The following is a 22,416-nucleotide window of genomic DNA, read 5'->3' on the forward strand; positions in this document are numbered from 1 at the left end:
GCCGCTGGGGCTTTATATGTGATCCACTTCTCATTATGTATGCAACTTATGAAAACAAAATGAAATTTGCGCGACGCATCGCAAATTTTAACCCATGACCGCCACAATCAGCGGGAAAATAAACGGTGCGAGCAGGGAGGTGATAATCCCGCAGATCACCAGGGCGAGTGAGCTAAACGCCCCTTCCTGATAATCCAGTTCAGCGCAGCGCGCGGTGCCCAGGGCGTGCGACGCGGTACCCATCGCCAGACCTCGTGCTGCTTTGGTGTGGATACGCATCGCATTCAGCAGGGTATGTCCAAAGACCGCGCCGAGGATCCCCACGAATATCACACACATGGCGCTGATGGCCGGAATCCCCCCCAGGCTGCCGCCCACGGCCATCGCAATAGGCGTGGTGACCGACTTAGGCAGAATAGAGGCCGCAATTTGCGGGGACGCGCCCATCAGCAGCGCCACCGAGGTGCCGGTGATCATCGCCACCAGGCTCCCGACAAAACAGATGGTAATGATGGATTTCCAGCGGGCGCGGATCTGGTGCAATTGCTCATATAAAGGAAAGGCGAGTGCCACCACGGCGGGCTGCAGAAGGTCGTTCAAAATTTTGCTGCCGGCAAAGTAGCGTTCATAAGGAATGCCGGTGAGAAGCAGAAACGGGATAATCACCACCATCGCCACCAGCAGCGGATTAAGCAACGGCATTTTGAAACGTGCGGCGAGTTTGCGTGCGGCGAAGAACACTGCCAGCGTTAACGGCAGCGACCACCAGATATTGGCCATCATTGTTTTGTTCCTTTCTGCCCAACCACTTTACGTTCGCCATGCACCAGATGCGAACTCCAGCTTACTACCAGGAAAACCACCAGCGTACTGACCGCGCAGGAGACCACAATGGGTCCGAACTGCGCCTGGAGCAAATCAAAATACTGCATAACCCCGACGCCGATAGGCACGAACAGCAGCGCCATATAGCGAATAAGGACAAAGCAGCCAGGGTTAACCCATTTGGCAGGCAGAATTTGCAATGCCAGCAAAACAAAGAGGATCAACATTCCAATGATACTGCCGGGGATGGTAATGGGAAGCAGGGATGCGATAAAGATTCCGGCATACAGGCAGGCGTAAATCAGGACGAATGCGCGAAGATATTGCCAGATAATGTTCAATGATTTTCTCATGGTGAAAGTCCTTGATGAAACGCATTCATCATACAATTAAACCTAAAAATGTGCCACGGATCACATCATGAATTTTGAGCATACCAGACATTCCGAAATGGAACGTCTGGTATAACCTCACCGGGTTAACCGCCGGGCTTTCCTCATGCCGGGAGAGCGGCTACTATAGCGCGTCTTTTTTCACAGGTACTGCTATGCGTGTTTTACTGGCCCCAATGGAAGGCGTGCTCGACTCCCTCGTGCGCGAGCTTCTGACCGAGGTGAACGACTACGATCTCTGCGTGACGGAGTTTTTGCGCGTGGTCGATATGTTGTTGCCAGTAAAATCATTCTATCGCCTTTGCCCGGAACTGCATCATCAAAGCCGCACCTCTTCCGGTACGCTGGTGCGCATTCAGCTACTGGGTCAGTATCCCGAATGGCTGGCGGAGAACGCGGCCCGTGCCGTAGAGCTTGGTTCCTTTGGGGTTGACCTCAACTGCGGTTGCCCATCAAAACTGGTGAATGGCAGCGGCGGCGGCGCCACCTTGCTGAAAGATCCGGAGCTGATTTACCGTGGCGCAAAAGCCATGCGTGAGGCTGTACCGTCGCATCTGCCGGTGACGGTAAAGGTGCGTCTGGGATGGGACAGCGACGCGCGGCAATTTGAGATTGCCGATGCCGTGCAGCAGGCCGGGGCCACTGAGCTGGTGGTGCATGGCCGCACCAAAGAAGATGGCTATAAAGCCGAACGTATTAACTGGCAGGCGATTGGCGAGATCCGCAAAAGACTCACCATTCCCGTTATTGCCAACGGCGAAATCTGGGATTACGAAAGCGCGCAGGCGTGCCTGAAAGAGACTGGCTGCGATGCGGTGATGATTGGCCGCGGCGCGCTTAACGTACCAAACCTCAGCCGGGTGATTAAATATAACGAACCACGTATGCCGTGGGCTGATGTGGTCACGCTGCTGAAAAAATACAGTCGCCTCGAAAAACAGGGTGATACCGGGTTATATCACGTCGCGCGAATTAAACAGTGGCTCAGTTATTTACGCAAAGAGTACAGTGAAGCGCTGGGGTTATTTCAGGAGATCCGCACGCTGCAGACTTCCGCTGATATTGCACGGGTGATTCAGTCCAGGTAACGGAATGTGCCCGGCGCTGAGCCGGGCAATGAAATCAGAAAATCATCTTGAATACACCGGTCACCACCAGCAGCCCTATCAGAAATATAATTAAAATAACCCACAGTAATATTTTCATTCGCTTCTCCTGCGTCTGTTTGTCGAAAGTAAGTGTAGCAGTGAATTTATAATGAAGATGAATTCACTCATTTAATTCATTCTTATGATGAATAATTTTCTGAGTATGAAAATGTATGACAAATTGCGGGTTGCCACGCGTTACTAAAAAAAAGAGCGACGTCTGGCGTAAGTTGCGCCTTTATTTTTCGCGTGAATGGCGTAATGAAACCTTTATCTCTGAGTATTCCCCTGGTTTTTATTCTGGTGGCCTGCGCGCCGGAACATGCCTCGGTTTCCCCTGTAAATATGCAATCAACAACGGCTGCGGTGAATACTACGCTGAGCCATACCGCGTGGCCGAAAGATGCATGGTGGAAAACGTATAACGATCCTGAACTCAATTCGCTGATTGCGAAGGCGCTGAACGATGCGCCGGATATGCAAATTGCCCGTCAGCGCATCACGCTGGCGGAAGCGCAGGCAAAAGCCACCCTGGCCGCCGGGGGGCCGGAAATTGATTTTGCAGCGGATGCTGAACGGCAAAAAATGTCGGCCGAAGGGTTGATGGGGCCCTTTGCGATAACCGATCCGGCGGCGGGAACCACCGGACCGTGGTACACCAACGGTACTTTTGGTCTGAGCGCGGGCTGGGATCTCGATTTGTGGGGGAAAAATCGTGCACGGGTTGAAGCCCGAATTGGCCGGGTAAACGCGCAAAAAGCGGAGCTTGAGCAAACCCGACAACTGCTTGCCAGCAGCGTCGCACGTCTTTACTGGGCGTGGCAAACCCAGGCCGCGGTGGGGGATTTTCTCACGGAGATTAAACACCAGCAGGACACGATTATTGCAGCCGACCGCGAACTGTATCAGCATGGGATCACCTCTTCCGTAGAGGGCGTCGAAACCGACATCAACGCCAGCAAAACTGACGAGCAACTGGCAGAAGTGAACGGAAAAATGAAAGCCGTTGAGGCGCGTCTGAGCGCCCTGACGAACACCCCCTCAGTGACGCTTACACGCCACGCCTTACCCACGGTAGAAGCCTCGCTCCCGGCCACGCTGGGGTATGAACTGCTGGCACGTCGACCGGATTTGCAGGAGGCTCGCTGGTATATCGAGGCCTCCATGAGTGACGTTGAGGCGGCCAGAGCAGCCTTCTATCCCGATGTGAATCTGATGGCTTTCTTACAGCAGGATGCCCTGCACCTGAGCGATTTGTTCCGCTCTTCTGCGCAGCAGATGGGCGTCACCGCCGGTCTGACGCTGCCCATTTTCGACAGCGGCAGGCTAAACGCCGAGCTGGATATTGCCCAGGCGCAGAACAATCTCTCCGTCGCGCGTTATAACAAAGCGGTGGTGGATGCGGTGAATCAGGTGGCGCGCACGGCCAGCGAAGTCGAAACACTGACCGCCAAAAACCAGCACCAGCAGCGTGTCGAAAAAGAGGCTGCCCGCGTTGTTGCACTGGCTCAGGCCCGCTTTCGCGCCGGCATTATCGCCGGCTCCCGCGTGAGTGAGGCCAGAATACCGGCCCTCAGGGAGCAGCTCACCGGGGTGATGCTCAAAGGCCAGTACGTTGACGCCACGCTGCAGCTGACCTCGGCGCTGGGTGGCGGCTATCATCAGGGCTAAAAAGCGCGATTATCTATACTTACCTCTTTGCAGCTTTTCTGGAGGTGAGTATGACCAAAGTCGCGATTGTTACCGCATCGGATTCCGGGATTGGGAAAACCACGGCCCTGATGCTGGCTGAACGAGGGTTTGATATCGGCGTCACCTGGCATTCCGACGAAAAAGGTGCGCTGGAAACCTGCCGCGAAGTCGAGGCGAAGGGGCGGCGTGCAGAGGCGGTTCAACTTGATTTAAGCACTCTCCCGCAGGGGGCGCAGGCCATTGAAACGTTAATTACGCGCTTTGGTCGGCTGGACGTGCTGGTCAACAATGCCGGGGCGATGACCAAAGCGCCGTTTCTCGACATGCCGTTTGAGGAGTGGCGGGGGATTTTTACCGTTGACGTGGATGGCGCGTTTCTCTGTTCACAGATCGCTGCGCGTCAGATGGTGAAGCAGGGAGAAGGGGGCGAATTGTGAACATTACCTCGGTGCATGAACACACGCCTTTACCGGATGCCAGTGCGTATACGGCGGCCAAGCATGCCCTGGGCGGATTAACCAAATCCATGGCGCTGGAGCTGGTCGAGCATAACATCCTGGTGAATGCCGTTGCGCCAGGTGCCATTGCCACGCCAATGAATGATATGGACGACAGTGAAGTGAAGGCTGGTTCGATGCCCGCGATCCCGCTCGCGCGGCCGGGGCATACCAAAGAGATTGCCAGCCTGGTGGCGTGGCTGTGTGACGGTGACGCCAGCTATGCTACCGGGCAATCATTTATTGTCGACGGCGGTTTTATGCTGGCGAATCCACAATTTAAGCCCGCCGGGTAGAAACTTTTCGCCCTCTCTTTGTGCGAGAGGGCGCCATTGCACTTACTCTTCATCCCGCGTCTTTTCCTGATGCTTCAGCCACATCCGGACAGCAATTACCACCACGACAATCAGGATAACCCATGCCCAGTGCTTCAGATGCTGGTCAACATTATGCAGCCACGGACCAATCACTTCTCCACCCACATAACCGAGCGTGGTAAAGATCAGGGCCCAGGCAATCGCGCCAAGAATGTTCAGCGGCAGGAAAATTTTCGGCGGTAAATGGCTGGCGCCAATCAGTATCGGGCCGATAATCCGAAAGCCGTACATAAAACGGGTGCCAATCACGAACAGGTAAGGGTGACGCTGGATAAGCCGTTGGGCGCGGTGAATTTTCTTGCGGTGCTTTGAAAAGCGCTTCAAAAGCGTAGGGCCAAAGCGCAGTCCCAGAAAGTAGAGCAGCTGATCGCCAATCATCCCGCCGAGTGCGACTGCGGCAACAACGAGTGGGAATTTGAGTAACCCCTGATGCGCGGCCACCCCGCCGAGCAGCGTGATGGTTTCTCCTTCCGCCACGCTGCCAACGACCAGTGCAGCGTATCCATAGTGTTCAATAAGACTGTTGATATCCATTACGTCAATGTCATCTCCCTTATTATGCCTCGGTTAATCATATACCCCATGAATCAATAACGGGGCAATCAACGGAAATTTCCCACTGTACATAAAATAATCTCAGGCCTGCATTATACTTAAGATATAGCTGACGGGCCGACAACAAGGGGGCGTTATGAACCATGTCTGGGGACTTTTCTCCCATCCCGATCGTGAAATGCATGTCATCAAAACGGAGAACGAAACGGTCTCGCATCATTACACGCATCATGTGCTGCTGATGGCAGCGGTGCCTGTAATCTGCGCGTTTATTGGCACAACACAAATCGGCTGGAACTTTGGTGATGGCACCGTGGTTCAGCTTTCCTGGTTTACCGGTCTTTCACTGGCCATTCTCTTTTATGGCCTGATGCTGGCGGGTGTGGCTGTCATGGGGCGTGTCATTCACTGGATGGCGCGTAACTATCCGCAACGTCCATCGCTGGCACACTGTATGGTTTTCGCCGGGTATGTCGCGACGCCGCTGTTCTTAAGCGGTATTGTGGCGCTGTATCCACTGGTCTGGTTGTGCGCGCTGATCGGTACTATTGCCCTCTTTTACACCGGTTATCTGCTGTATCTGGGGGTACCAACCTTCCTCAATATCAATAAAGAAGAGGGCCTGAGCTTCTCCAGTTCAACGCTCGCCATCGGCGTGCTGGTGCTGGAAGCGCTACTGGCTCTGACGGTTATTCTGTGGGGTTATGGATACCGTCTCTTCTAGGCTCACTGCATTGCTGGCGTAAATGCCAGCAATGCAGCATCTGTTCACGATTATCCTCTGGCGACAAAGCCCGGTGACCGCTATGATGCCGAAGCCAGCCTGCGTTTCTCCATCGACACAGGCGGTGTACGTCATAACGTGCGTGAATAATTATCAGAAGTCTCACCATGCTGAAATTCCGAGTCTCTTTACTTAGCCTGGCCCTGTTGCTGGGAGCGTCCGCTGCCGCGCCAGCGATCGCCAAAACGCCCGCCGTGACCACCGCTGCTGCCCAGCCGCAAATCGCTTCCGGCAGTGCGATGATTGTTGATCTCAACACCAATAAGGTGATTTACGCCAGCCATCCGGATCTGGTACGCCCGATCGCCTCGATTACCAAATTAATGACCGCGATGGTGGTGCTTGATGCACATCTGCCGCTGGACGAAAAACTGAAAGTGGATATCAGCCATACGCCGGAGATGAAAGGGATCTACTCCCGCGTGCGACTGAACAGCGAAATCAGCCGTAAAAATATGCTGTTGCTGGCGCTGATGTCTTCTGAAAACCGCGCGGCGGCGAGCCTGGCCCACCACTATCCGGGTGGCTACGACGCATTTATTCGTGCGATGAACGCAAAAGCCAAATCGCTGGGGATGACCAATACCCGTTACGTCGAGCCGACTGGCCTGTCGATTCACAACGTCTCCACGGCCCGCGACCTGACAAAACTGCTGATTGCCAGCAAACAGTACCCGCTGATTGGTCAGCTCAGTACGACCCGTGAAGAGATGGCAACCTTTGCGAACCCGGCCTATTCGCTGCCGTTCCGTAATACTAACCATCTGGTGTACCGGGATAACTGGAATATTCAGTTAACGAAAACCGGGTTTACTAACGCGGCGGGACACTGCCTGGTGATGCGTACCGTATTCAACGGTAAACCGGTGGCGCTGGTGGTGATGGATGCCTTTGGCAAATACACCCACTTCGCGGATGCAAGCCGACTTCGTACCTGGATTGAGACGGGGAAAGTGCAGCCGGTACCGGCCGCGGCGTTGACCTACAAAAAGCAGAAAGCGGAGCAGATGGCAACCGCCCAGAACGACTGAGCCGGATTGCAGATGACTGTGTTTTCGCCCTCTCCCGCGGGAGAGGGCAACAGACCTCGCTGCGCCTTACTCCGGCAGCGTCCAGTCTCCGTCATTGAGTGAGCGCTGCATGATCACCGTATCCCGCCAGTCACCTTTCTTATACCCGACGCTGCGTAACTGACCGACGATTTCGAAGCCGTATTTTTTATGCAACCGTAACGAGCCGGCATTGTTGTTGCCATCCCCCACAACGGCAATCATCTGCCGCCACGGTCCTTGCTCGCAGCGGGCGATCAGCGCATCCATCAGGACGGAGCCAAAACCACGACCGGTAGTACTCGCATCCACGTAAATCGACTCTTCCAGAGTGTAGCGATAGGCATGGCGCGGACGGTAAGGCGTCGCGTAGCAGTAGCCTACGACGATGCCGCGATACAGCGCGACAAGCCACGGTAAGCCATTCTCGGCCACGCTTTTCATTCGCTGACGCATTTCATCAATGGTGGGGGGAACTTCTTCAAAGGATGCGCGCCCGTGAAGCACATGCCAGGCGTAGATAGCGGCGATAGCATGCACATCGTCGGGAAGGGCATCGCGCACTTCCACTTCGGTTTCGGATAAAATATCAACAGCCGACATGATGTGCCTGCTCCTCGTAACAGATGCCGGAGAAACGTTTCTCCGGCGACAGAACGCTACTCTAGTACGATTAAGGCGCGCTTAACAATCTCTCAAATTTGGCTGTGGGAATTAATCAGACGCTTGCGTCACGGGCTGCTCCGCGTCAGGACTCTCTTTCCAGTATTTATTCCGCGTTGTTTTACCAATGCCGGGGTTCATGCTGTTTGTGGGGTCATTCTCGCGATAAAACTGCTTAAGTGCGTCAGGAGCCTTATAAAGATGCCCCACGTTATGTTCCGCAGGATATTGTGCGCCTCGCGTGTGCAGCAGCGCGAGCATCTGCTCTTTCAGCGCGTGCGCATCGACCCCTTTCTTAACGATGTAATCCTGGTGGAAGACGTAGCACATAAAGTGGCCGTAATAGAGCTTGTGGACCAGCTTGCTGTCGATTTCCGGCGGCAGGTGTTCAAACCACTCGGTATCGTTGCGGCGAAGGGCGATATCCAGCGCCAGAATGTCTTCCACCTCGTCTGAATGCACCGCCTGATAACGAATGGCGGCACCCGCAGCGGCGAAACGGTGCAGGAAGGCTTTGCTGCCCTCTTCAGGGGTACAGGCAAAGAAATCGCCTTCGGCAGTTTTGAAGAATTCACTAAGCCAGGTTTGCGCTTCGGCAATTCCGTCCCCGGCCATTTTCAGCAGCAGGTGATGCTCGTACTTATCGCGCCAGGTTTTCATCCGCTCCGGCAGATGTGACGGGAAGACGTTGCCCAGTTTCTGCATAAAGCGGTCGGTAAAGTGGGGTTTAAACAGCGGCACTTTTTCCAGCATCGCGTCGGTACGGCCCTTCATGGTGAAGAAGAACGGCATTTTATCGGTGCCGAGCTTGTCGATCATCAGGAACGTATCTTTGCCGTAGCGTTCCGCGATGTCGTAAATATCACGGTGCATGTACTCGCCCGCCACCGGCAGGTGAGCGAACTCGCCCAGAATATGACGACGGATCTCGGTCAGCACGTCCGGCTGATTGGTGCCGATGTAGAACACCTGCTGTTTTTTCTCGGCCGGGAAGGTGTCGAGGCGCACGGCAAAAACAGCCAGCTTGCCCGCACAGCCCGAAGATTCAAACAGGCGATCAGGGTCGGCGTTGTAACGTGCCGGGGTATCCGCTTCGATATCCCGCACGCGGGTGATGTAATCGTGGTCGTGAGCATGACGACCGTCGTGCTGGACGTCTTCATCTTTCACCCGATCGTCGTCGAGCTTACTCAGGATCTGTTCCGGCGTTACGCCAAGATCAATGCCCAGATGGTTGACCAGGGTCAGCTTGCCATTTTCGTCGATACGGGCAAAAAGTGACATCTCGGTGTAAGCCGGGCCGCGCTGCACCAGCGAACCGCCGGAGTTATTGCAGATCCCGCCGATCACGGAGGCGCCAATACAGGATGAGCCAATGACCGAATGCGGTTCGCGTCCCAGCGGCTTAAGCGCTTTTTCAAGGGAGTAGAGCGTCGTGCCAGGGAACGCGAGCACCTGCTCGCCTTTATCCAGCAGATGCAGTTTGTCGAGACGAAGGGTGCTGATGATCACGATGTCACGATCGTAATCGTTGCCGTTCGGCGTTGAGCCTTCCGTCAGGCCGGTGTTAGCCGCCTGCATGAGAATAATTTTGTCGGCGGCCACGCAGGCGCTCAGGACGCGCCAGAGTTCAAGCAGCGTGCCGGGAAACACCACCGCCAGCGCCTCGCCCTGACCGGAACGAAAGCCCTTACGGTAGCGGGCGGTTTTTGCCGGGTCGGTAAGCAGGTGAGAGGAGCCAACCAGGCGCGACAGTTCGTTAATAAACGTCGTGTTATCGTGAGTTCGAACAGAAGACATCTTCCACTCCTTGTGGTGGGGCAAATTTCTCGCTGTAAAGCATAGCGCGATTAACTGTTAAGCGGTCGAGTATTCACGAGAAAAATCAGAGAATAACCCTGCAACGTTCTGAGGGTTTGTGGCACACTGCGCTTTTCGCACGGTCTGGCCGAGTTCTTCCGGCGGTTATTGATGAGAGAGTAAAACGACATGAAATGGCTATGTTCTGTAGGTGTCGCCGTCAGCCTGGCGCTGCAACCTGCGCTGGCAGAGGATTTGTTTGGCAATCACCCGCTCACGCCTGAAGCCCGGGACGCGTTTGTCACGGAATTGCTCAAGAAAATGACGGTCGATGAGAAAATTGGCCAGTTGCGTCTTATCAGCGTCGGCCCGGATAACCCGAAAGAGGCCATCCGCGAGATGATCAAAGACGGGCAGGTCGGGGCTATTTTTAACACCGTCACCCGCCCGGATATCCGCAAAATGCAGGATCAGGTGATGGAACTCAGCCGCCTGAAAATTCCGCTGTTCTTCGCCTATGACGTGGTGCACGGTCAGCGTACCGTCTTCCCGATTAGCCTTGGTCTGGCATCGTCCTTTAACCTTGATGCGGTGAAAACCGTGGGGCGCGTTTCTGCCTATGAAGCGGCGGATGATGGTCTGAATATGACCTGGGCACCGATGGTGGACGTCTCCCGCGATCCGCGCTGGGGCCGCGGCTCAGAAGGGTTCGGTGAAGATACCTATTTAACAGCCACAATGGGGAAAACCATGGTGGAAGCGATGCAGAGTAAGAGCCCGGCAGATCGCTACGCGGTGATGACCAGCGTCAAACACTTCGCGGCCTATGGCGCCGTTGAAGGGGGTAAAGAGTACAACACCGTGGATATGAGCCCGCAGCGGCTGTTCAACGACTACATGCCACCGTACAAAGCGGGGCTGGATGCCGGCAGCGGCGCGGTGATGGTGGCGCTGAACTCCCTCAACGGCACGCCAGCGACCTCCGATTCGTGGCTGCTGAAAGACGTTCTGCGTGACCAGTGGGGCTTTAAGGGCATCACCGTCTCTGACCACGGCGCCATTAAAGAGCTCATTAAGCACGGTACCGCCTCCGATCCGGAAGATGCGGTACGCGTGGCGCTCAAGTCCGGCATCAACATGAGCATGAGCGACGAGTACTACAGCAAATACCTGCCGGGGCTGGTGAAGAGCGGTAAGGTGACCATGGCGGAGCTGGACGACGCCACGCGCCACGTGCTGAACGTGAAATATGATATGGGGCTGTTTAACGACCCTTACAGCCACCTGGGGCCGAAAGATTCTGACCCGGCGGACACCAACGCGGAAAGCCGTCTGCACCGCAAAGAGGCCCGCGATGTGGCACGCGAAAGCCTGGTGCTGCTGAAAAACCGCCTCGACACGCTGCCGCTGAAGAAATCCGGCACCATTGCCGTGGTGGGACCGCTGGCTGACAGCAAGCGCGACGTGATGGGGAGCTGGTCTGCAGCGGGGGTGGCCGATCAGTCCGTCACGGTGCTGACCGGTATCAAGAACGCCGTGGGTGAGAACGCGAAAGTGGTTTACGCCAAAGGGGCGAACGTCACCAATGATAAAGACATTGTCACCTTCCTCAATCAGTACGAAGAGGCGGTGAAGGTCGATCCGCGTTCGCCGAAAGAGATGATTGATGAAGCGGTGAACACCGCTAAGCAATCTGACGTGGTTGTCGCGGTAGTGGGTGAAGCGCAGGGGATGGCGCATGAGGCCTCCAGCCGTACCGACATCACCATTCCGCAAAGCCAGCGCGATCTGATTGCCGCCCTGAAGGCGACCGGCAAGCCGCTGGTGCTGGTGCTGATGAACGGTCGTCCGCTGGCGCTGGTCAAAGAAGACCAGCAGGCCGACGCGATCCTGGAAACCTGGTTCGCCGGTACCGAAGGCGGTAACGCGATTGCCGACGTGCTGTTTGGCGATTACAACCCGTCAGGCAAGCTGCCAATGTCCTTCCCGCGTTCGGTCGGGCAGATCCCGGTTTACTACAGCCACCTGAATACCGGCCGTCCGTACAACGCCGACAAACCGAATAAGTACACCTCCCGTTACTTCGATGAAGCGAACGGCCCGCTGTATCCGTTTGGTTACGGTCTGAGCTACACCACCTTCAAGGTTTCTGACGTCAAAATGTCTGCGCCGACCCTGAAGCGTGACGGCAAAGTTACCGCAAGCGTCGAGGTGAGCAACACCGGTAAACGCGAAGGGGCAACGGTCATTCAGATGTACGTCCAGGATGTGACCGCCTCCATGAGCCGTCCGGTGAAACAGCTGCGTGGCTTCGAGAAGGTCAACCTGAAGCCGGGCGAAACCAAAACCATCAGCTTCCCCATCGACGTGGATGCGCTGAAGTTCTGGAACCAGCAGATGAAATATGATGCGGAGCCAGGCAAGTTTAACGTCTTTATCGGGGGCGATTCCGCCCGCGTTAATAAAGGCGAGTTCGAGCTGCTCTGACGTTTCCCTCCCTTGCATCCCCCGCTTTGCGGGGGATGCGTCTTACCTTATGTTAAAAAGGCATTTTGACGGTTAATTCCGCCGTTTTAAGCTACGCTTTTCTCTCAAGCCTCTGAAAAAGGCAGCAAAAAAATGAGGACAGTGGAATGACGATTGCAAAGGGGATGTTGGGTTCAGCGGTGTTACTGGCGGCGCTGAGTCTGCCATTACAGGCGGCAGAACCGGTAAAAGTGGGTTCCAAGATAGATACCGAAGGTGCGTTGCTCGGTAACATTATTCTGCAGGTACTGGAAAGCCACGGTGTTAAAACCGTCAATAAAGTCCAGCTGGGAACCACGCCTGTGGTACGCGGCGCGATTACCTCCGGCGAGCTGGATATCTACCCGGAATACACCGGCAACGGCGCGTTCTTCTTCAAAGATGAAAACGATCCGGCGTGGAAAAATGCCAAAGCCGGGTATGAAAAAGTCAAAAAACTCGACGCTGAGCAAAATAAGCTGGTCTGGCTGACGCCGGCGCCGGCCAACAATACCTGGACCATCGCGGTGCGCAAGGACGTGGCGGAGAAAGGAAAGCTGACCTCGCTTGCGGATTTGAGTCGCTACCTGAAAGAGAAGGGTGACTTTAAGCTTGCGGCTTCCGCTGAGTTTATTGAGCGTCCGGATGCGCTGCCGGCGTTTGAAAAAGCCTATGATTTCAAACTGGATCAGGCCCAGTTGCTCTCTCTGGCGGGCGGTGATACCGCGGTGACCATCAAAGCCGCTGCGCAGCAAACGTCGGGCGTTAATGCGGCGATGGCTTACGGCACCGACGGCCCGGTCGCGGCGCTTGGCCTGCAAACCTTAACCGATCCAAAAGGCGTCCAGCCGATTTACGCCCCGGCACCTGTCGTGCGGGAAGCGGTACTTAAAGCGTACCCGGATATTGCTGAATGGCTCAAACCGGTCTTCGAAAAGCTGGATGCAAAAACGCTGCAACAGCTGAATGCCAGCATTGCCGTTGAGGGACTGGATGCCAAAAAAGTGGCCGCCGATTTCCTGAAACAACAAGGGCTTGTGAAGTAACAGGACAGGGCTGTGCCAATAAAATGTCATAACCGCGTACTGCTGCTGTTGGCCTGTGTGGCCATCGCGGCGGTCGCGTTACCGTTTGTGAATGTGGCCCCGAATCGCCTGATGTCGGGGGAGAGTCGCTCGCTCTGGCAGGTCTGGTCATTTACGCCGTGGTTACTGGTGACGGCGCTGGGCGCGTGGGTTGCGTTGTCGCTCTGGCAAGGACGCACGGCTCAGTGGCTGACGCTGCTGCTTTGTGAAGGGCTGTTTATCGCCTTATTCTGGGGAGGCGGGCTTGCAGCAACGCACATGACCTCGGCGGAAAGTCCGCTGGCAAGAACCTCTGTGGGTAGCGGTTTGTGGCTCTGGCTGGCGCTGTGTCTGCTGGCCTGCAGCGATGCTATTCGCCGTCTTATCTCAACATCCGTCTGGCGCTGGATACTCAATGCCCAGATATGGTGTATTCCATTGCTGCTGCTGTTTAGCGGTGAGCTGAATAATCTCTCGCTGTTAAAAGAGTACGCCAACCGTCAGGAGGTGTTTAATGACGCCCTGGCGCAACACCTCACGATCCTCTTCGGCACCCTGATCCCGGCCTTACTGCTCGGCATACCGCTGGGTATGTGGTGCTATCGCCACCCTTCACGTCAGGGTGGGGTGTTTGCCGTACTGAATGTGATTCAGACCATCCCGTCCGTCGCTCTGTTTGGCCTGTTGATTGCTCCGCTGGCCGGGCTGGTGAAGTCGTTCCCGGTGCTGGGAACGATGGGGATCGCCGGAACCGGTTTAACGCCAGCCCTTATCGCGCTGGTGCTCTATGCGCTGCTGCCGCTGGTGCGCGGCGTGGTGGCCGGGCTGAGCCAGGTCGCGCCGGACGTGCTGGAAAGTGCCCATGCAATGGGGATGAGCGCGAGACAATGTTTCTGGAAGATCCAGCTGCCGCTGGCTTTGCCCCTGCTGCTGCGCAGCCTGCGGGTGGTGGCGGTGCAAACCGTTGGTATGGCGGTGATTGCGGCGCTGATTGGCGCGGGCGGCTTTGGCGCGCTGGTTTTCCAGGGGCTGTTGAGTAGCGCCCTGGACCTGGTGTTATTGGGCGTGGTGCCCACGATTGCGCTGGCGGTTGTCATCGACGCGCTGTTTGCCTTATGGCTCGCGCTGCTCAGGAGAAGAGCCAATGATTGAATTTCACGATGTCAGTAAAACCTTTGCGGGTCGTCCGGCGGCAAGCCATCTCAATCTGAATTTTGCCGAGGGCGCATTTTCCGTGCTGATTGGCACATCGGGATCGGGAAAATCCACCACCCTGAAGATGATTAACCGCCTGGTTGAGCATGACAGCGGTCTGATCCGCTTTGCCGGAGAAGAGATCCGCAGCCTGCCTGTGCTGGAACTGCGTCGTCGTATGGGGTATGCCATCCAGTCCATCGGCCTGTTTCCGCACTGGACGGTCGCGCAGAACATCGCCACCGTGCTGCAGCTGGAGAAATGGTCGCGGGCAAAAACTGCCGACCGGGTTGATGAACTGATGTCTCTGCTCGGGTTAGAACCTGCGCTGCGTGACCGCTACCCGCACCAGCTTTCCGGAGGCCAGCAGCAGCGGGTGGGCGTGGCGCGTGCGCTGGCGGCCAATCCGCAGGTGTTACTGATGGATGAACCCTTCGGCGCGCTGGATCCGGTCACGCGCGCCGCACTGCAGGCGGAAATGACCCGCATTCATCGCATTCTGGGGCGAACAATCATTCTTGTGACGCACGATATTGATGAGGCGCTGCGTCTGGCCGACCATCTGGTGCTGATGGACCATGGCGAGGTGGTGCAGCAGGGGACGCCGCTTGAGCTGCTGACCTGGCCGAAAAACGATTTTGTGCGTGAGTTTTTTGGCCGCAGCGAGCTGGGCGTCAGGCTGCTCTCGCTGCGTACGGTCAGCGACTATATGCGTCGACAGGACGCGACGGTGCGTGGCGAGCCTCTGCAGGAACAGATGAGCTTGCGGGATGCGCTTTCGGCGTTTGTTGCCCGTCAGTGTGAAGTGTTGCCCGTTGCGGATGCCCGGGGCGCGCCAAGTGGCACCCTGCATTTTCGCGATCTGCTGGCAGGGGAGGTGACACGTGAAGGCTCTTCGTGATCCGCTGCTCTGGCTGGTCGTGCTCTTTGTCGCTTTGCTGTTGCTGATGCCGCACAGCGCGGCGCTGTTTAGCACACTCTTCCCCGACTTGCCGCGCCCGGTGTATCAGCAGGAGAGTTTTATTAATCTTGCCCTGGCCCATCTCTGGCTGGTGGTGCTCTCAAGTGCCATCGCTATTGTACTGGGCGTGGGGGCGGGCATCGCGGTCACGCGCCCCGCGGGCCGGGAGTTTCGCCCGCTGGTGGAGACCATTGCGGCGATTGGCCAGACGTTTCCGCCGGTGGCGGTGCTGGCGATTGCAGTGCCGGTGATGGGTTTTGGTCAGCAACCGGCCATCATTGCGCTGATTTTATACGGTGTGTTGCCCATTCTGCAGGGTACGCTGGCCGGTATTGCGGCGGTACCTGCGTCGGTACTGAGCGTTGCTGAAGGGATGGGGATGAGTCGCGCAGAGCGGCTGCGCAAAGTTGAACTCCCCCTGGCGGCACCGGTCATCCTTGCGGGGATCCGTACGTCGGTGATCATCAACATCGGGACGGCGACCATTGCGTCGACGGTGGGGGCCAACACCCTGGGAACGCCGATTATCATCGGCTTAAGCGGGTTCAATACGGCCTATATTGTGCAGGGGGCGTTGCTGGTGGCGCTGGCGGCAATCGTCGTCGATCGCGTTTTTGAGCGTCTGGCGCAGTATCTCAGCCGACACCGCCACGAACAATAAACGAATACCCGGCCAGCATCACGCCGCCGATACCGCTTACGGCCATCAGAACAAAAAGGGTAATTACGGCCAGTTTGGTTGCCTTCATCATGTGCTCCTGTTGTTAACGGAACAATTATACGGTGAAGCGCAGCTGTTAATGAACCATTAAATGCCGTTACGGCTCTTCCGGGCCAAGCGAGTAAACCGGGTAGCCATGTTCACGCCATTCCGTCATCAGCTGTTGCTGCGAGGCGGAAGGCACTTCTCCGCACCAGACCAGCAGGGTCTGGCCGTCGAACAATTCAGGGCGAAATTGCGCCAGCGAGTGCACAAGGACGTCAACGCGCCAGCCATTCTGGGTGGCAATCCAGGCCTCCAGCCACAGGCGAGTAGTATCGTGCACGTTCCAGCCGACCACCAGCGCGTCTTTTCCGTGCTTGTTCTTCGCCGAGGCAAGGCAGACGGCAATATAGTTGATCAGGACGCCGTCGAGCATACTCAGCAGCGCCTGCAGGGTGGTCTGCTGACACTGCAGGCGTCGACGGAGCGGGATGAAAAGATGCGTAATCAGCGTTTGCGCAGGATAATCGCGCCCTTGCTCTTTTATCCATGCGCGCAGGCGCTGCAGATTGCCCGCCTGCAGAAGGCGCAGCAACGTTTCCTGTTGTTCGCGCCAAAGAAGCTGCGTGTCAGGATCGTCATGGCTGAGCAGGGATTTCACTTTGCCAACCTGCACACCGTTATCGATCCAGCTTTTGATCTCGCGGATCCGGTCGATATCGGCATCGTTGAAGAGACGATGGCCTCCGTCCGTTCTCTGCGGTTTGAGTAATCCATACCGTCGCTGCCATGCCCGTAGCGTGACGGGATTGATATCACAAAGGAGTGCCACTTCACCGATTGTGTAAAGCGCCATATTCGCCCCCTGGCTTACGCGTCCCCAGCTTAACTGTAGTCCCTGTTTACTGAACCAGGAAGAAATGGTTGTTTTTTGCACGAATAATGCGAAGCAGGCGTTAGGTTCGGCAAAAGGTGTGATGCCGGGCACGAATTGCAGCTTTTTTGCCGCGCTTCAAAGAAAGTTTACCGCCAGCAGTGTATGTTACGCGTTTTGAGGGTGTGCGGTTTTGAGTATGTACGAGTTTAATCTGGTGCTGCTGTTGCTTCAGCAGATGTGCGTGTTTCTTGTCATCGCCTGGTTGATGAGTAAAACGCGTCTGTTCATTCCGCTGATGCAAGTTACCGTACGCCTGCCGCACAAGCTGCTCTGCTACGTGACCTTCTCTATTTTCTGCATTATGGGAACCTATTTTGGTCTCCATATCGAAGACTCCATTGCCAATACGCGAGCCATCGGTGCCGTGATGGGCGGGCTGCTTGGCGGCCCTGTGGTCGGTGGGCTGGTCGGGTTAACCGGTGGCCTGCATCGGTATTCGATGGGTGGCATGACGGCGCTGAGCTGTATGATCTCAACGATCGTCGAAGGGCTGCTCGGCGGCCTGGTTCACAGCTACATGATTAAGCGCGGTCGTCCGGATAAAGTCTTTAGCCCGCTCACCGCCGGGGCGATCACCTTTGTCGCTGAAATGGCGCAAATGGCCATCATCTTGCTGATTGCCCGACCGTTTGACGATGCGCTTCATCTGGTGAGCAATATCGCCGCACCGATGATGGTGACGAATACCGTGGGTGCTGCGCTGTTTATGCGTATTTTGCTCGACAAGCGCGCCATGTTTGAGAAGTACACCTCGGCGTTTTCCGCGACGGCCCTGAAGGTCGCCGCTTCGACGGAGGGGATCCTGCGTCAGGGCTTTAACGAAGAGAACAGCATGAAGGTGGCGCAGGTGCTTTATAAGGAGCTGGATATCGGCGCGGTGGCGATAACCGACCGTGAACGGTTGCTGGCTTTTACCGGCACGGGCGACGATCACCATCTGCCCGGGAAACCGATCTCCTCCGCCTATACGCTGCGCGCCATTGAAACCGGCGAAGTGGTGTATGCCGACGGCAACGAAGTTCCTTACCGCTGTTCGCTGCACCCGCAGTGCAAACTGGGCTCCACGCTGGTCATTCCGCTGCGCGGGGAAAACCAGCGGGTAATGGGCACCATCAAGCTTTATGAAGCGAAAAACCGTCTGTTCAGCTCTATCAACCGTACGCTGGGAGAGGGCATTGCTCAGCTGCTCTCCGCGCAGATCCTCGCCGGGCAGTATGAGCGTCAGAAAGCGTTGCTGACGCAATCCGAAATTAAACTCCTGCACGCTCAGGTGAATCCGCATTTCCTGTTCAATGCGCTTAATACGCTCAAAGCGGTGATCCGCCGTGACAGCGATCAGGCCGCGCAGCTGGTTCAGTTCCTGTCGACGTTTTTCCGCAAAAACCTTAAACGTCCGTCCGAGATTGTGACCCTGGCCGATGAAATAGAACATGTTAATGCCTACCTGCAGATTGAGCAGGCCCGCTTCCAGACTCGTCTGCAGGTGTCATTATCCGTCCCGGATGAGCTGGCGTATCAGCATCTTCCGGCCTTTACCCTGCAGCCTATTGTGGAAAACGCCATTAAACACGGTACGTCACAGCTGTTGGGGATTGGGGAGATCACCATTTCCGCCAGCCGCTTTAACCATCATCTGGTGCTGGATATTGAAGATAACGCCGGGCTTTACGTGCCTTCCACCTCAGGCGGATTAGGGATGAGCCTGGTGGATAAACGCCTGCGCGCGCACTTTGGTGATGACTGTGGCATTACCGTTGCCTGTGAGCCTGACCGATTCACCCGTATTACGTTACGACTGCCGCTGGAGGAAAACGCATGCTAAGAGTGCTGATTGTGGATGATGAGCCGTTAGCACGGGAAAACCTGCGCGTTCTGTTGCAGGAGCAGCCTGACATTGAGATTGTGGGGGAGTGCGCAAACGCCATTGAGGCCATTGGCGCCGTGCACAAACTGCGCCCGGACGTGCTGTTCCTCGACATTCAGATGCCCCGAATTAGCGGCCTGGAGATGGTCGGAATGCTCGACCCGGAGCATCGCCCCTACATTGTGTTTTTGACCGCCTTCGATGAATACGCCGTCAAAGCCTTTGAGGAGCACGCATTCGATTATTTACTGAAACCGATTGAAGAGAAGCGTCTTGAAAAGACCCTCAGCCGTTTGCGCCAGGAGCGCACCGTGCAGGATGTCACGCTGTTGCCGGAAAACCAGCAGCCGCTGAAGTTTATCCCCTGCACCGGCCACAGTCGGATTTACCTTCTGCAGATGGACGATGTGGCGTTTGTCAGCAGCCGTTTGAGCGGCGTATTTGTTACCAGCGCGGAGGGGAACGAAGGCTTTACCGAGCTGACGCTGCGGACGCTGGAGAGCCGAACGCCGCTCGTTCGTTGCCATCGCCAGTATCTGGTGAACATGGCGCACCTGAAAGAGATCCGGCTGGAAGACAATGGACAGGCAGAGCTGGTGCTGCGTGCCGGGCAAACCGTCCCCGTCAGTCGCCGCTACCTTAAGAGTTTGAAAGAGGCGATCGGCCTGTAAAACTGGTACACTGCGCCCATTGCATCATCGACAGTTAAGTTAAAGGCACCCATGCTCAGTAATGATATTCTCCGTAGCCTGCGCTACACCCTGAAAGCAAACAATAACGATATGGTGCGCATTCTTGCGCTTGCTGGCATGGAGTCCACCTCTGCCGGTTTCGACACCTGGATGACAAAAGAGGATGAAGAGGGGTTTGTTCGCTGCCCTGACATTATCCTGTCTGGCTTCCTGAACGGCCTCATCTACGACAAGCGCGGGAAAGATGACTCAGCACCAGAACTGGCGCTTGAGCGTCGGGTGAATAACAACACGGTGCTGAAAAAGCTGCGTATCGCGTTTTCACTGAAAACAGACGACATTCTGGCGATTATGACAGAGCAGAAGCACCGCGTGTCGATGCCGGAGATCACCGCCATGATGCGTGCGCCGGACCATAAGAACTACCGCGAGTGCGGCGACCAGTTTTTGCGTTATTTTTTACGCGGACTGACTCACCGGGTGCATCACGCTAAGCCGTGAGTGGTACCAGGGCGTGAAGGATGAAGAGGCAAAAAAAAGCCGGAGATTATCTCCGGCTTTTTTATTATTTCACCTGCTGACCTGGTTTGGCGCCTTCATCAGGGCTTAACAGGAAGATATCTTTCCCGCCAGGACCTGCCGCCATCACCATGCCTTCCGAGATGCCGAAGCGCATTTTGCGCGGTGCCAGGTTGGCGACCATCACGGTCTGACGGCCAATCAGCACCTGCGGATCAGGATAGGCAGAACGGATACCGGAGAAGACGTTACGCTTCTCACCGCCCAGATCCAGCGTCAGGCGCAGCAGTTTGTCCGAGCCTTCGACAAATTCCGCGTTTTCAATCAGTGCGACACGCAGATCGACCTTGGCGAAATCATCAAAGGTAATGGTCTCCTGAATCGGATCGTCTGCCAGCGGGCCAGTCACCGGCGCAGCGGCAGCCTTCACCTCTTCTTTAGACGCTTCCACCAGGGATTCTACCTGCTTCATCTCGATGCGGTTGTACAGCGCCTTGAAGGTATTCACCTTGTGGCTGAGCAGCGGCTGCTGGATAGCATCCCAGGTCAGCTCGGTGTTGAGGAACGCTTCAGCGCGGGAGGCCAGCTGTGGCAGTACCGGCTTCAGCCAGGTCATCAGCACGCGGAACATGTTCAGGCCCATGGTGCAGATCGCCTGCAGGTCGGCGTCGCGGCCTTCCTGTTTCGCGACAACCCACGGTGCCTGCTCGTCAACGTAGCGGTTAGCCACGTCAGCCAGCGCCATGATTTCACGAATCGCTTTACCGAACTCACGGCTTTCCCAGGCTTCGCCAACCGCCGCGGCGGCGTCGGTGAAGGTTTTGTACAGCTCTGGATCGGCCAGTTCGGCAGACAGCACGCCGTCGAAACGCTTGGCGATAAAGCCCGCATTACGGGAAGCCAGGTTCACGACTTTGTTGACGATGTCGGCGTTCACGCGCTGCACGAAATCTTCCAGGTTCAGGTCGATATCGTCGATGCGGGAAGAGAGCTTCGCCGTGTAGTAATAACGCAGGCTGTCCGCGTCGAAGTGGTTCAGCCAGGTGCTGGCTTTGATGAACGTACCGCGAGATTTGGACATCTTCGCGCCGTTGACCGTCACATAGCCGTGTACAAACAGGTTGGTTGGTTTACGGAAGTTACTGCCTTCAAGCATCGCCGGCCAGAACAGGCTGTGGAAGTAAACAATGTCTTTGCCGATAAAGTGATACAGCTCGGCGTCGGAGTCTTTCTTCCAGTATTCGTCAAAGCTGACGGTGTCGCCGCGCTTGTCGCACAGGTTCTTGAAGGAGCCCATGTACCCGATTGGCGCATCCAGCCAGACGTAGAAGTATTTACCCGGTGCGTTCGGAATTTCGAAACCGAAGTACGGTGCATCGCGGGAGATATCCCACTGCTGCAGACCGGATTCGAACCACTCCTGCATTTTATTCGCGACCTGCTCCTGCAGCGCGCCGCTGCGGGTCCACGCCTGCAGCATTTCGCTGAAGGACGGCAGGTCGAAGAAGAAGTGCTCGGAATCACGCATTACCGGTGTGGCACCCGAAACAACAGATTTCGGATCGATAAGCTCAGTCGGGCTGTAGGTTGCGCCGCATACTTCGCAGTTATCGCCATACTGATCCGGTGATTTACATTTCGGGCAGGTACCTTTGACAAAGCGGTCCGGCAGGAACATGCCTTTTTCCGGATCGTACAGCTGAGAGATGGTGCGGTTTTTAATAAAACCGTTCTCTTTCAGGCGAGAGTAGATCAGCTCCGACAGCTCACGGTTTTCGTCGCTGTGTGTGGAGTGATAGTTGTCATAGCTGATGTCAAAGCCCGCAAAATCGGTCTGATGCTCCTGACTCATTTCGGCAATCATCTGCTCTGGGGAGATCCCCAACTGCTGCGCTTTCAGCATGATCGGCGTGCCGTGGGCATCGTCCGCACAGATGAAGTTAACCTCGTGGCCGCGCATTCGCTGGTAACGGACCCAGACATCAGCCTGGATATGCTCCAGCATGTGGCCGAGGTGGATTGAGCCGTTGGCGTACGGCAGTGCGCACGTTACCAGAATTTTCTTCGCGACTTGAGTCATAGTAGGCATTACTTCTTTTAACTGTGAAAAGGGTTTTTGATATTACCAAAAGGGGCATTATTAAGTAAGCACAAACCACGGCCTTTCAGGTAAACTTGTTCATCTAAGGTCTTAT

The 22,416-nt window shown here is 56.0% G+C and carries 21 protein-coding genes and 1 pseudogene; 13 read left to right on the forward strand and 9 right to left on the reverse strand.

Annotated features, from left to right (window positions below; translation table 11 throughout):
- Window positions 1-87 precede the first annotated feature (87 nt).
- Together QRN24_RS07135 and QRN24_RS07140 are read right to left on the reverse strand one after the other, a co-directional pair.
- Complete coding sequence (locus QRN24_RS07135; protein ID WP_014170901.1) at window positions 88-783, reverse strand: CidB/LrgB family autolysis modulator; 696 nt, start codon at window positions 781-783, stop codon at window positions 88-90.
- A complete protein-coding gene (locus QRN24_RS07140) occupies window positions 780-1,178 on the reverse strand; it encodes a CidA/LrgA family protein (RefSeq protein WP_063214759.1) in 399 nt (132 codons plus the stop codon). Before QRN24_RS07140 ends, QRN24_RS07135 begins: the two co-directional genes overlap by 4 nt.
- Window positions 1,179-1,372: 194 nt before the next feature.
- Here QRN24_RS07140 and dusC point away from each other — a divergent pair, with 194 nt between their 5' ends.
- Window positions 1,373-2,305, forward strand: coding sequence for a tRNA dihydrouridine(16) synthase DusC (dusC, locus tag QRN24_RS07145; RefSeq protein ID WP_025203644.1), 933 nt, complete (start codon window positions 1,373-1,375; stop codon window positions 2,303-2,305).
- Between the two features lie 34 nt (window positions 2,306-2,339).
- Here dusC and yohP read toward each other — a convergent pair whose 3' ends face one another.
- Window positions 2,340-2,423 (reverse strand): small membrane protein YohP, encoded by an 84-nt coding sequence (yohP, locus tag QRN24_RS22815; protein WP_015572324.1) that lies wholly within the window; start codon window positions 2,421-2,423, stop codon window positions 2,340-2,342.
- Between the two features lie 203 nt (window positions 2,424-2,626).
- On the opposite strand from yohP, the gene mdtQ reads away from it, so the two are divergent.
- Both mdtQ and QRN24_RS07155 read left to right on the forward strand, forming a co-directional pair.
- Window positions 2,627-4,036 carry a multidrug resistance outer membrane protein MdtQ gene (gene mdtQ, locus QRN24_RS07150; protein ID WP_251884718.1) on the forward strand — a complete coding sequence of 470 codons (1,410 nt, stop codon included), beginning with the start codon at window positions 2,627-2,629 and terminating at the stop codon, window positions 4,034-4,036.
- Window positions 4,037-4,086: 50 nt separating this feature from the next.
- Window positions 4,087-4,850 (forward strand): annotated as a pseudogene (locus tag QRN24_RS07155) (SDR family oxidoreductase).
- 42 nt (window positions 4,851-4,892) lie between these two features.
- On the opposite strand, the gene QRN24_RS07160 reads toward QRN24_RS07155, so the two are convergent.
- Window positions 4,893-5,465 carry a DedA family protein gene (locus QRN24_RS07160; RefSeq protein ID WP_138614376.1) on the reverse strand — a complete coding sequence of 191 codons (573 nt, stop codon included), beginning with the start codon at window positions 5,463-5,465 and terminating at the stop codon, window positions 4,893-4,895.
- Between the two features lie 157 nt (window positions 5,466-5,622).
- Between QRN24_RS07160 and QRN24_RS07165 the strand changes: the two genes are divergently transcribed.
- Window positions 5,623-6,210 carry a Yip1 family protein gene (locus QRN24_RS07165; protein ID WP_014170891.1) on the forward strand — a complete coding sequence of 196 codons (588 nt, stop codon included), beginning with the start codon at window positions 5,623-5,625 and terminating at the stop codon, window positions 6,208-6,210.
- 167 nt (window positions 6,211-6,377) lie between these two features.
- Window positions 6,378-7,301: a D-alanyl-D-alanine endopeptidase gene (gene pbpG, locus QRN24_RS07170; RefSeq protein ID WP_014170890.1), complete on the forward strand. Its 924-nt coding sequence runs from the start codon at window positions 6,378-6,380 to the stop codon at window positions 7,299-7,301.
- Between the two features lie 66 nt (window positions 7,302-7,367).
- Here the strand turns inward: pbpG and QRN24_RS07175 are convergent, their stop codons facing one another.
- Both QRN24_RS07175 and dld read right to left on the reverse strand, forming a co-directional pair.
- Window positions 7,368-7,922 (reverse strand): GNAT family N-acetyltransferase, encoded by a 555-nt coding sequence (locus tag QRN24_RS07175; RefSeq protein WP_020883208.1) that lies wholly within the window; start codon window positions 7,920-7,922, stop codon window positions 7,368-7,370.
- A 111-nt stretch (window positions 7,923-8,033) separates the two neighbouring features.
- The gene (gene dld, locus QRN24_RS07180; protein WP_284942541.1) at window positions 8,034-9,782 is read right to left on the reverse strand and encodes a D-lactate dehydrogenase; all 1,749 of its coding nucleotides are present in this window, start codon (window positions 9,780-9,782) and stop codon (window positions 8,034-8,036) included.
- 189 nt (window positions 9,783-9,971) lie between these two features.
- Between dld and bglX the strand changes: the two genes are divergently transcribed.
- The 5 genes from bglX (at window position 9,972) to QRN24_RS07205 (ending at window position 16,167) form a co-directional block, all read left to right on the forward strand.
- Window positions 9,972-12,269: a beta-glucosidase BglX gene (gene bglX / locus QRN24_RS07185; RefSeq protein WP_284942542.1), complete on the forward strand. Its 2,298-nt coding sequence runs from the start codon at window positions 9,972-9,974 to the stop codon at window positions 12,267-12,269.
- A 146-nt stretch (window positions 12,270-12,415) separates the two neighbouring features.
- On the forward strand, window positions 12,416-13,333 hold the full coding sequence (gene osmF, locus QRN24_RS07190) for a glycine betaine ABC transporter substrate-binding protein OsmF (RefSeq protein ID WP_014170886.1): 918 nt from the start codon (window positions 12,416-12,418) through the stop codon (window positions 13,331-13,333).
- 12 nt (window positions 13,334-13,345) lie between these two features.
- Window positions 13,346-14,503 carry an ABC transporter permease gene (locus QRN24_RS07195; protein ID WP_025203650.1) on the forward strand — a complete coding sequence of 386 codons (1,158 nt, stop codon included), beginning with the start codon at window positions 13,346-13,348 and terminating at the stop codon, window positions 14,501-14,503.
- Window positions 14,496-15,446, forward strand: a complete 951-nt coding sequence (locus QRN24_RS07200) for an ABC transporter ATP-binding protein (RefSeq protein WP_032678565.1) — start codon at window positions 14,496-14,498, stop codon at window positions 15,444-15,446. The genes QRN24_RS07195 and QRN24_RS07200 overlap by 8 nt, the downstream gene beginning before the upstream one ends.
- The gene (locus tag QRN24_RS07205) at window positions 15,430-16,167 is read left to right on the forward strand and encodes an ABC transporter permease (protein ID WP_063924745.1); all 738 of its coding nucleotides are present in this window, start codon (window positions 15,430-15,432) and stop codon (window positions 16,165-16,167) included. Before QRN24_RS07200 ends, QRN24_RS07205 begins: the two co-directional genes overlap by 17 nt.
- On the opposite strand, the gene QRN24_RS07210 is transcribed toward QRN24_RS07205, so the two are convergent.
- Window positions 16,142-16,255, reverse strand: a complete 114-nt coding sequence (locus QRN24_RS07210; RefSeq protein WP_010433613.1) for a protein YohO — start codon at window positions 16,253-16,255, stop codon at window positions 16,142-16,144. The genes QRN24_RS07205 and QRN24_RS07210 overlap by 26 nt on opposite strands.
- Window positions 16,256-16,324: 69 nt before the next feature.
- Window positions 16,325-17,065: an HTH-type transcriptional regulator MlrA gene (gene mlrA, locus QRN24_RS07215; RefSeq protein WP_020883214.1), complete on the reverse strand. Its 741-nt coding sequence runs from the start codon at window positions 17,063-17,065 to the stop codon at window positions 16,325-16,327.
- 217 nt (window positions 17,066-17,282) lie between these two features.
- Between mlrA and QRN24_RS07220 the strand changes: the two genes are divergently transcribed.
- Genes QRN24_RS07220 through QRN24_RS07230 form a run of 3 tightly spaced genes read left to right on the forward strand, consistent with a single transcriptional unit; the run spans window position 17,283 to window position 20,203 of the window.
- The gene (locus QRN24_RS07220; RefSeq protein ID WP_025203652.1) at window positions 17,283-18,968 is read left to right on the forward strand and encodes a sensor histidine kinase; all 1,686 of its coding nucleotides are present in this window, start codon (window positions 17,283-17,285) and stop codon (window positions 18,966-18,968) included.
- Window positions 18,962-19,681 carry a two-component system response regulator BtsR gene (gene btsR / locus QRN24_RS07225; RefSeq protein ID WP_020883216.1) on the forward strand — a complete coding sequence of 240 codons (720 nt, stop codon included), beginning with the start codon at window positions 18,962-18,964 and terminating at the stop codon, window positions 19,679-19,681. The genes QRN24_RS07220 and btsR overlap by 7 nt, the downstream gene beginning before the upstream one ends.
- Before the next feature lie 51 nt (window positions 19,682-19,732).
- Window positions 19,733-20,203 (forward strand): YehS family protein, encoded by a 471-nt coding sequence (locus tag QRN24_RS07230; RefSeq protein ID WP_014170878.1) that lies wholly within the window; start codon window positions 19,733-19,735, stop codon window positions 20,201-20,203.
- A gap of 64 nt (window positions 20,204-20,267) precedes the next feature.
- Here QRN24_RS07230 and metG read toward each other — a convergent pair whose 3' ends face one another.
- Entirely contained in the window at window positions 20,268-22,301 is a 2,034-nt protein-coding gene (gene metG / locus QRN24_RS07235) for a methionine--tRNA ligase (RefSeq protein ID WP_050737095.1), read from the reverse strand.
- Between the last annotated feature and the right edge of the window lie 115 nt (window positions 22,302-22,416).

The organism is Enterobacter sp. MEB024, assembly GCF_030209635.1.
GTDB lineage: Bacteria > Pseudomonadota > Gammaproteobacteria > Enterobacterales > Enterobacteriaceae > Enterobacter > Enterobacter ludwigii.

Excerpts from the sequence above, each read along its gene's own strand:
- QRN24_RS07135 (WP_014170901.1), bottom strand. The coding sequence starts at position 783 with ATGATGGCCAATATCTGGTGGTCGCTGCCGTTAACGCTGGCAGTGTTC.
- QRN24_RS07140 (WP_063214759.1), bottom strand. The coding sequence starts at position 1,178 with ATGAGAAAATCATTGAACATTATCTGGCAATATCTTCGCGCATTCGTC.
- dusC (WP_025203644.1), top strand. The coding sequence starts at position 1,373 with ATGCGTGTTTTACTGGCCCCAATGGAAGGCGTGCTCGACTCCCTCGTG.
- yohP (WP_015572324.1), bottom strand. The coding sequence starts at position 2,423 with ATGAAAATATTACTGTGGGTTATTTTAATTATATTTCTGATAGGGCTG.
- mdtQ (WP_251884718.1), top strand. The coding sequence starts at position 2,627 with ATGAAACCTTTATCTCTGAGTATTCCCCTGGTTTTTATTCTGGTGGCC.
- QRN24_RS07160 (WP_138614376.1), bottom strand. The coding sequence starts at position 5,465 with ATGGATATCAACAGTCTTATTGAACACTATGGATACGCTGCACTGGTC.
- QRN24_RS07165 (WP_014170891.1), top strand. The coding sequence starts at position 5,623 with ATGAACCATGTCTGGGGACTTTTCTCCCATCCCGATCGTGAAATGCAT.
- pbpG (WP_014170890.1), top strand. The coding sequence starts at position 6,378 with ATGCTGAAATTCCGAGTCTCTTTACTTAGCCTGGCCCTGTTGCTGGGA.
- QRN24_RS07175 (WP_020883208.1), bottom strand. The coding sequence starts at position 7,922 with ATGTCGGCTGTTGATATTTTATCCGAAACCGAAGTGGAAGTGCGCGAT.
- dld (WP_284942541.1), bottom strand. The coding sequence starts at position 9,782 with ATGTCTTCTGTTCGAACTCACGATAACACGACGTTTATTAACGAACTG.
- bglX (WP_284942542.1), top strand. The coding sequence starts at position 9,972 with ATGAAATGGCTATGTTCTGTAGGTGTCGCCGTCAGCCTGGCGCTGCAA.
- osmF (WP_014170886.1), top strand. The coding sequence starts at position 12,416 with ATGACGATTGCAAAGGGGATGTTGGGTTCAGCGGTGTTACTGGCGGCG.
- QRN24_RS07200 (WP_032678565.1), top strand. The coding sequence starts at position 14,496 with ATGATTGAATTTCACGATGTCAGTAAAACCTTTGCGGGTCGTCCGGCG.
- QRN24_RS07210 (WP_010433613.1), bottom strand. The coding sequence starts at position 16,255 with ATGAAGGCAACCAAACTGGCCGTAATTACCCTTTTTGTTCTGATGGCC.
- mlrA (WP_020883214.1), bottom strand. The coding sequence starts at position 17,065 with ATGGCGCTTTACACAATCGGTGAAGTGGCACTCCTTTGTGATATCAAT.
- QRN24_RS07220 (WP_025203652.1), top strand. The coding sequence starts at position 17,283 with ATGTACGAGTTTAATCTGGTGCTGCTGTTGCTTCAGCAGATGTGCGTG.
- btsR (WP_020883216.1), top strand. The coding sequence starts at position 18,962 with ATGCTAAGAGTGCTGATTGTGGATGATGAGCCGTTAGCACGGGAAAAC.
- QRN24_RS07230 (WP_014170878.1), top strand. The coding sequence starts at position 19,733 with ATGCTCAGTAATGATATTCTCCGTAGCCTGCGCTACACCCTGAAAGCA.
- metG (WP_050737095.1), bottom strand. The coding sequence starts at position 22,301 with ATGACTCAAGTCGCGAAGAAAATTCTGGTAACGTGCGCACTGCCGTAC.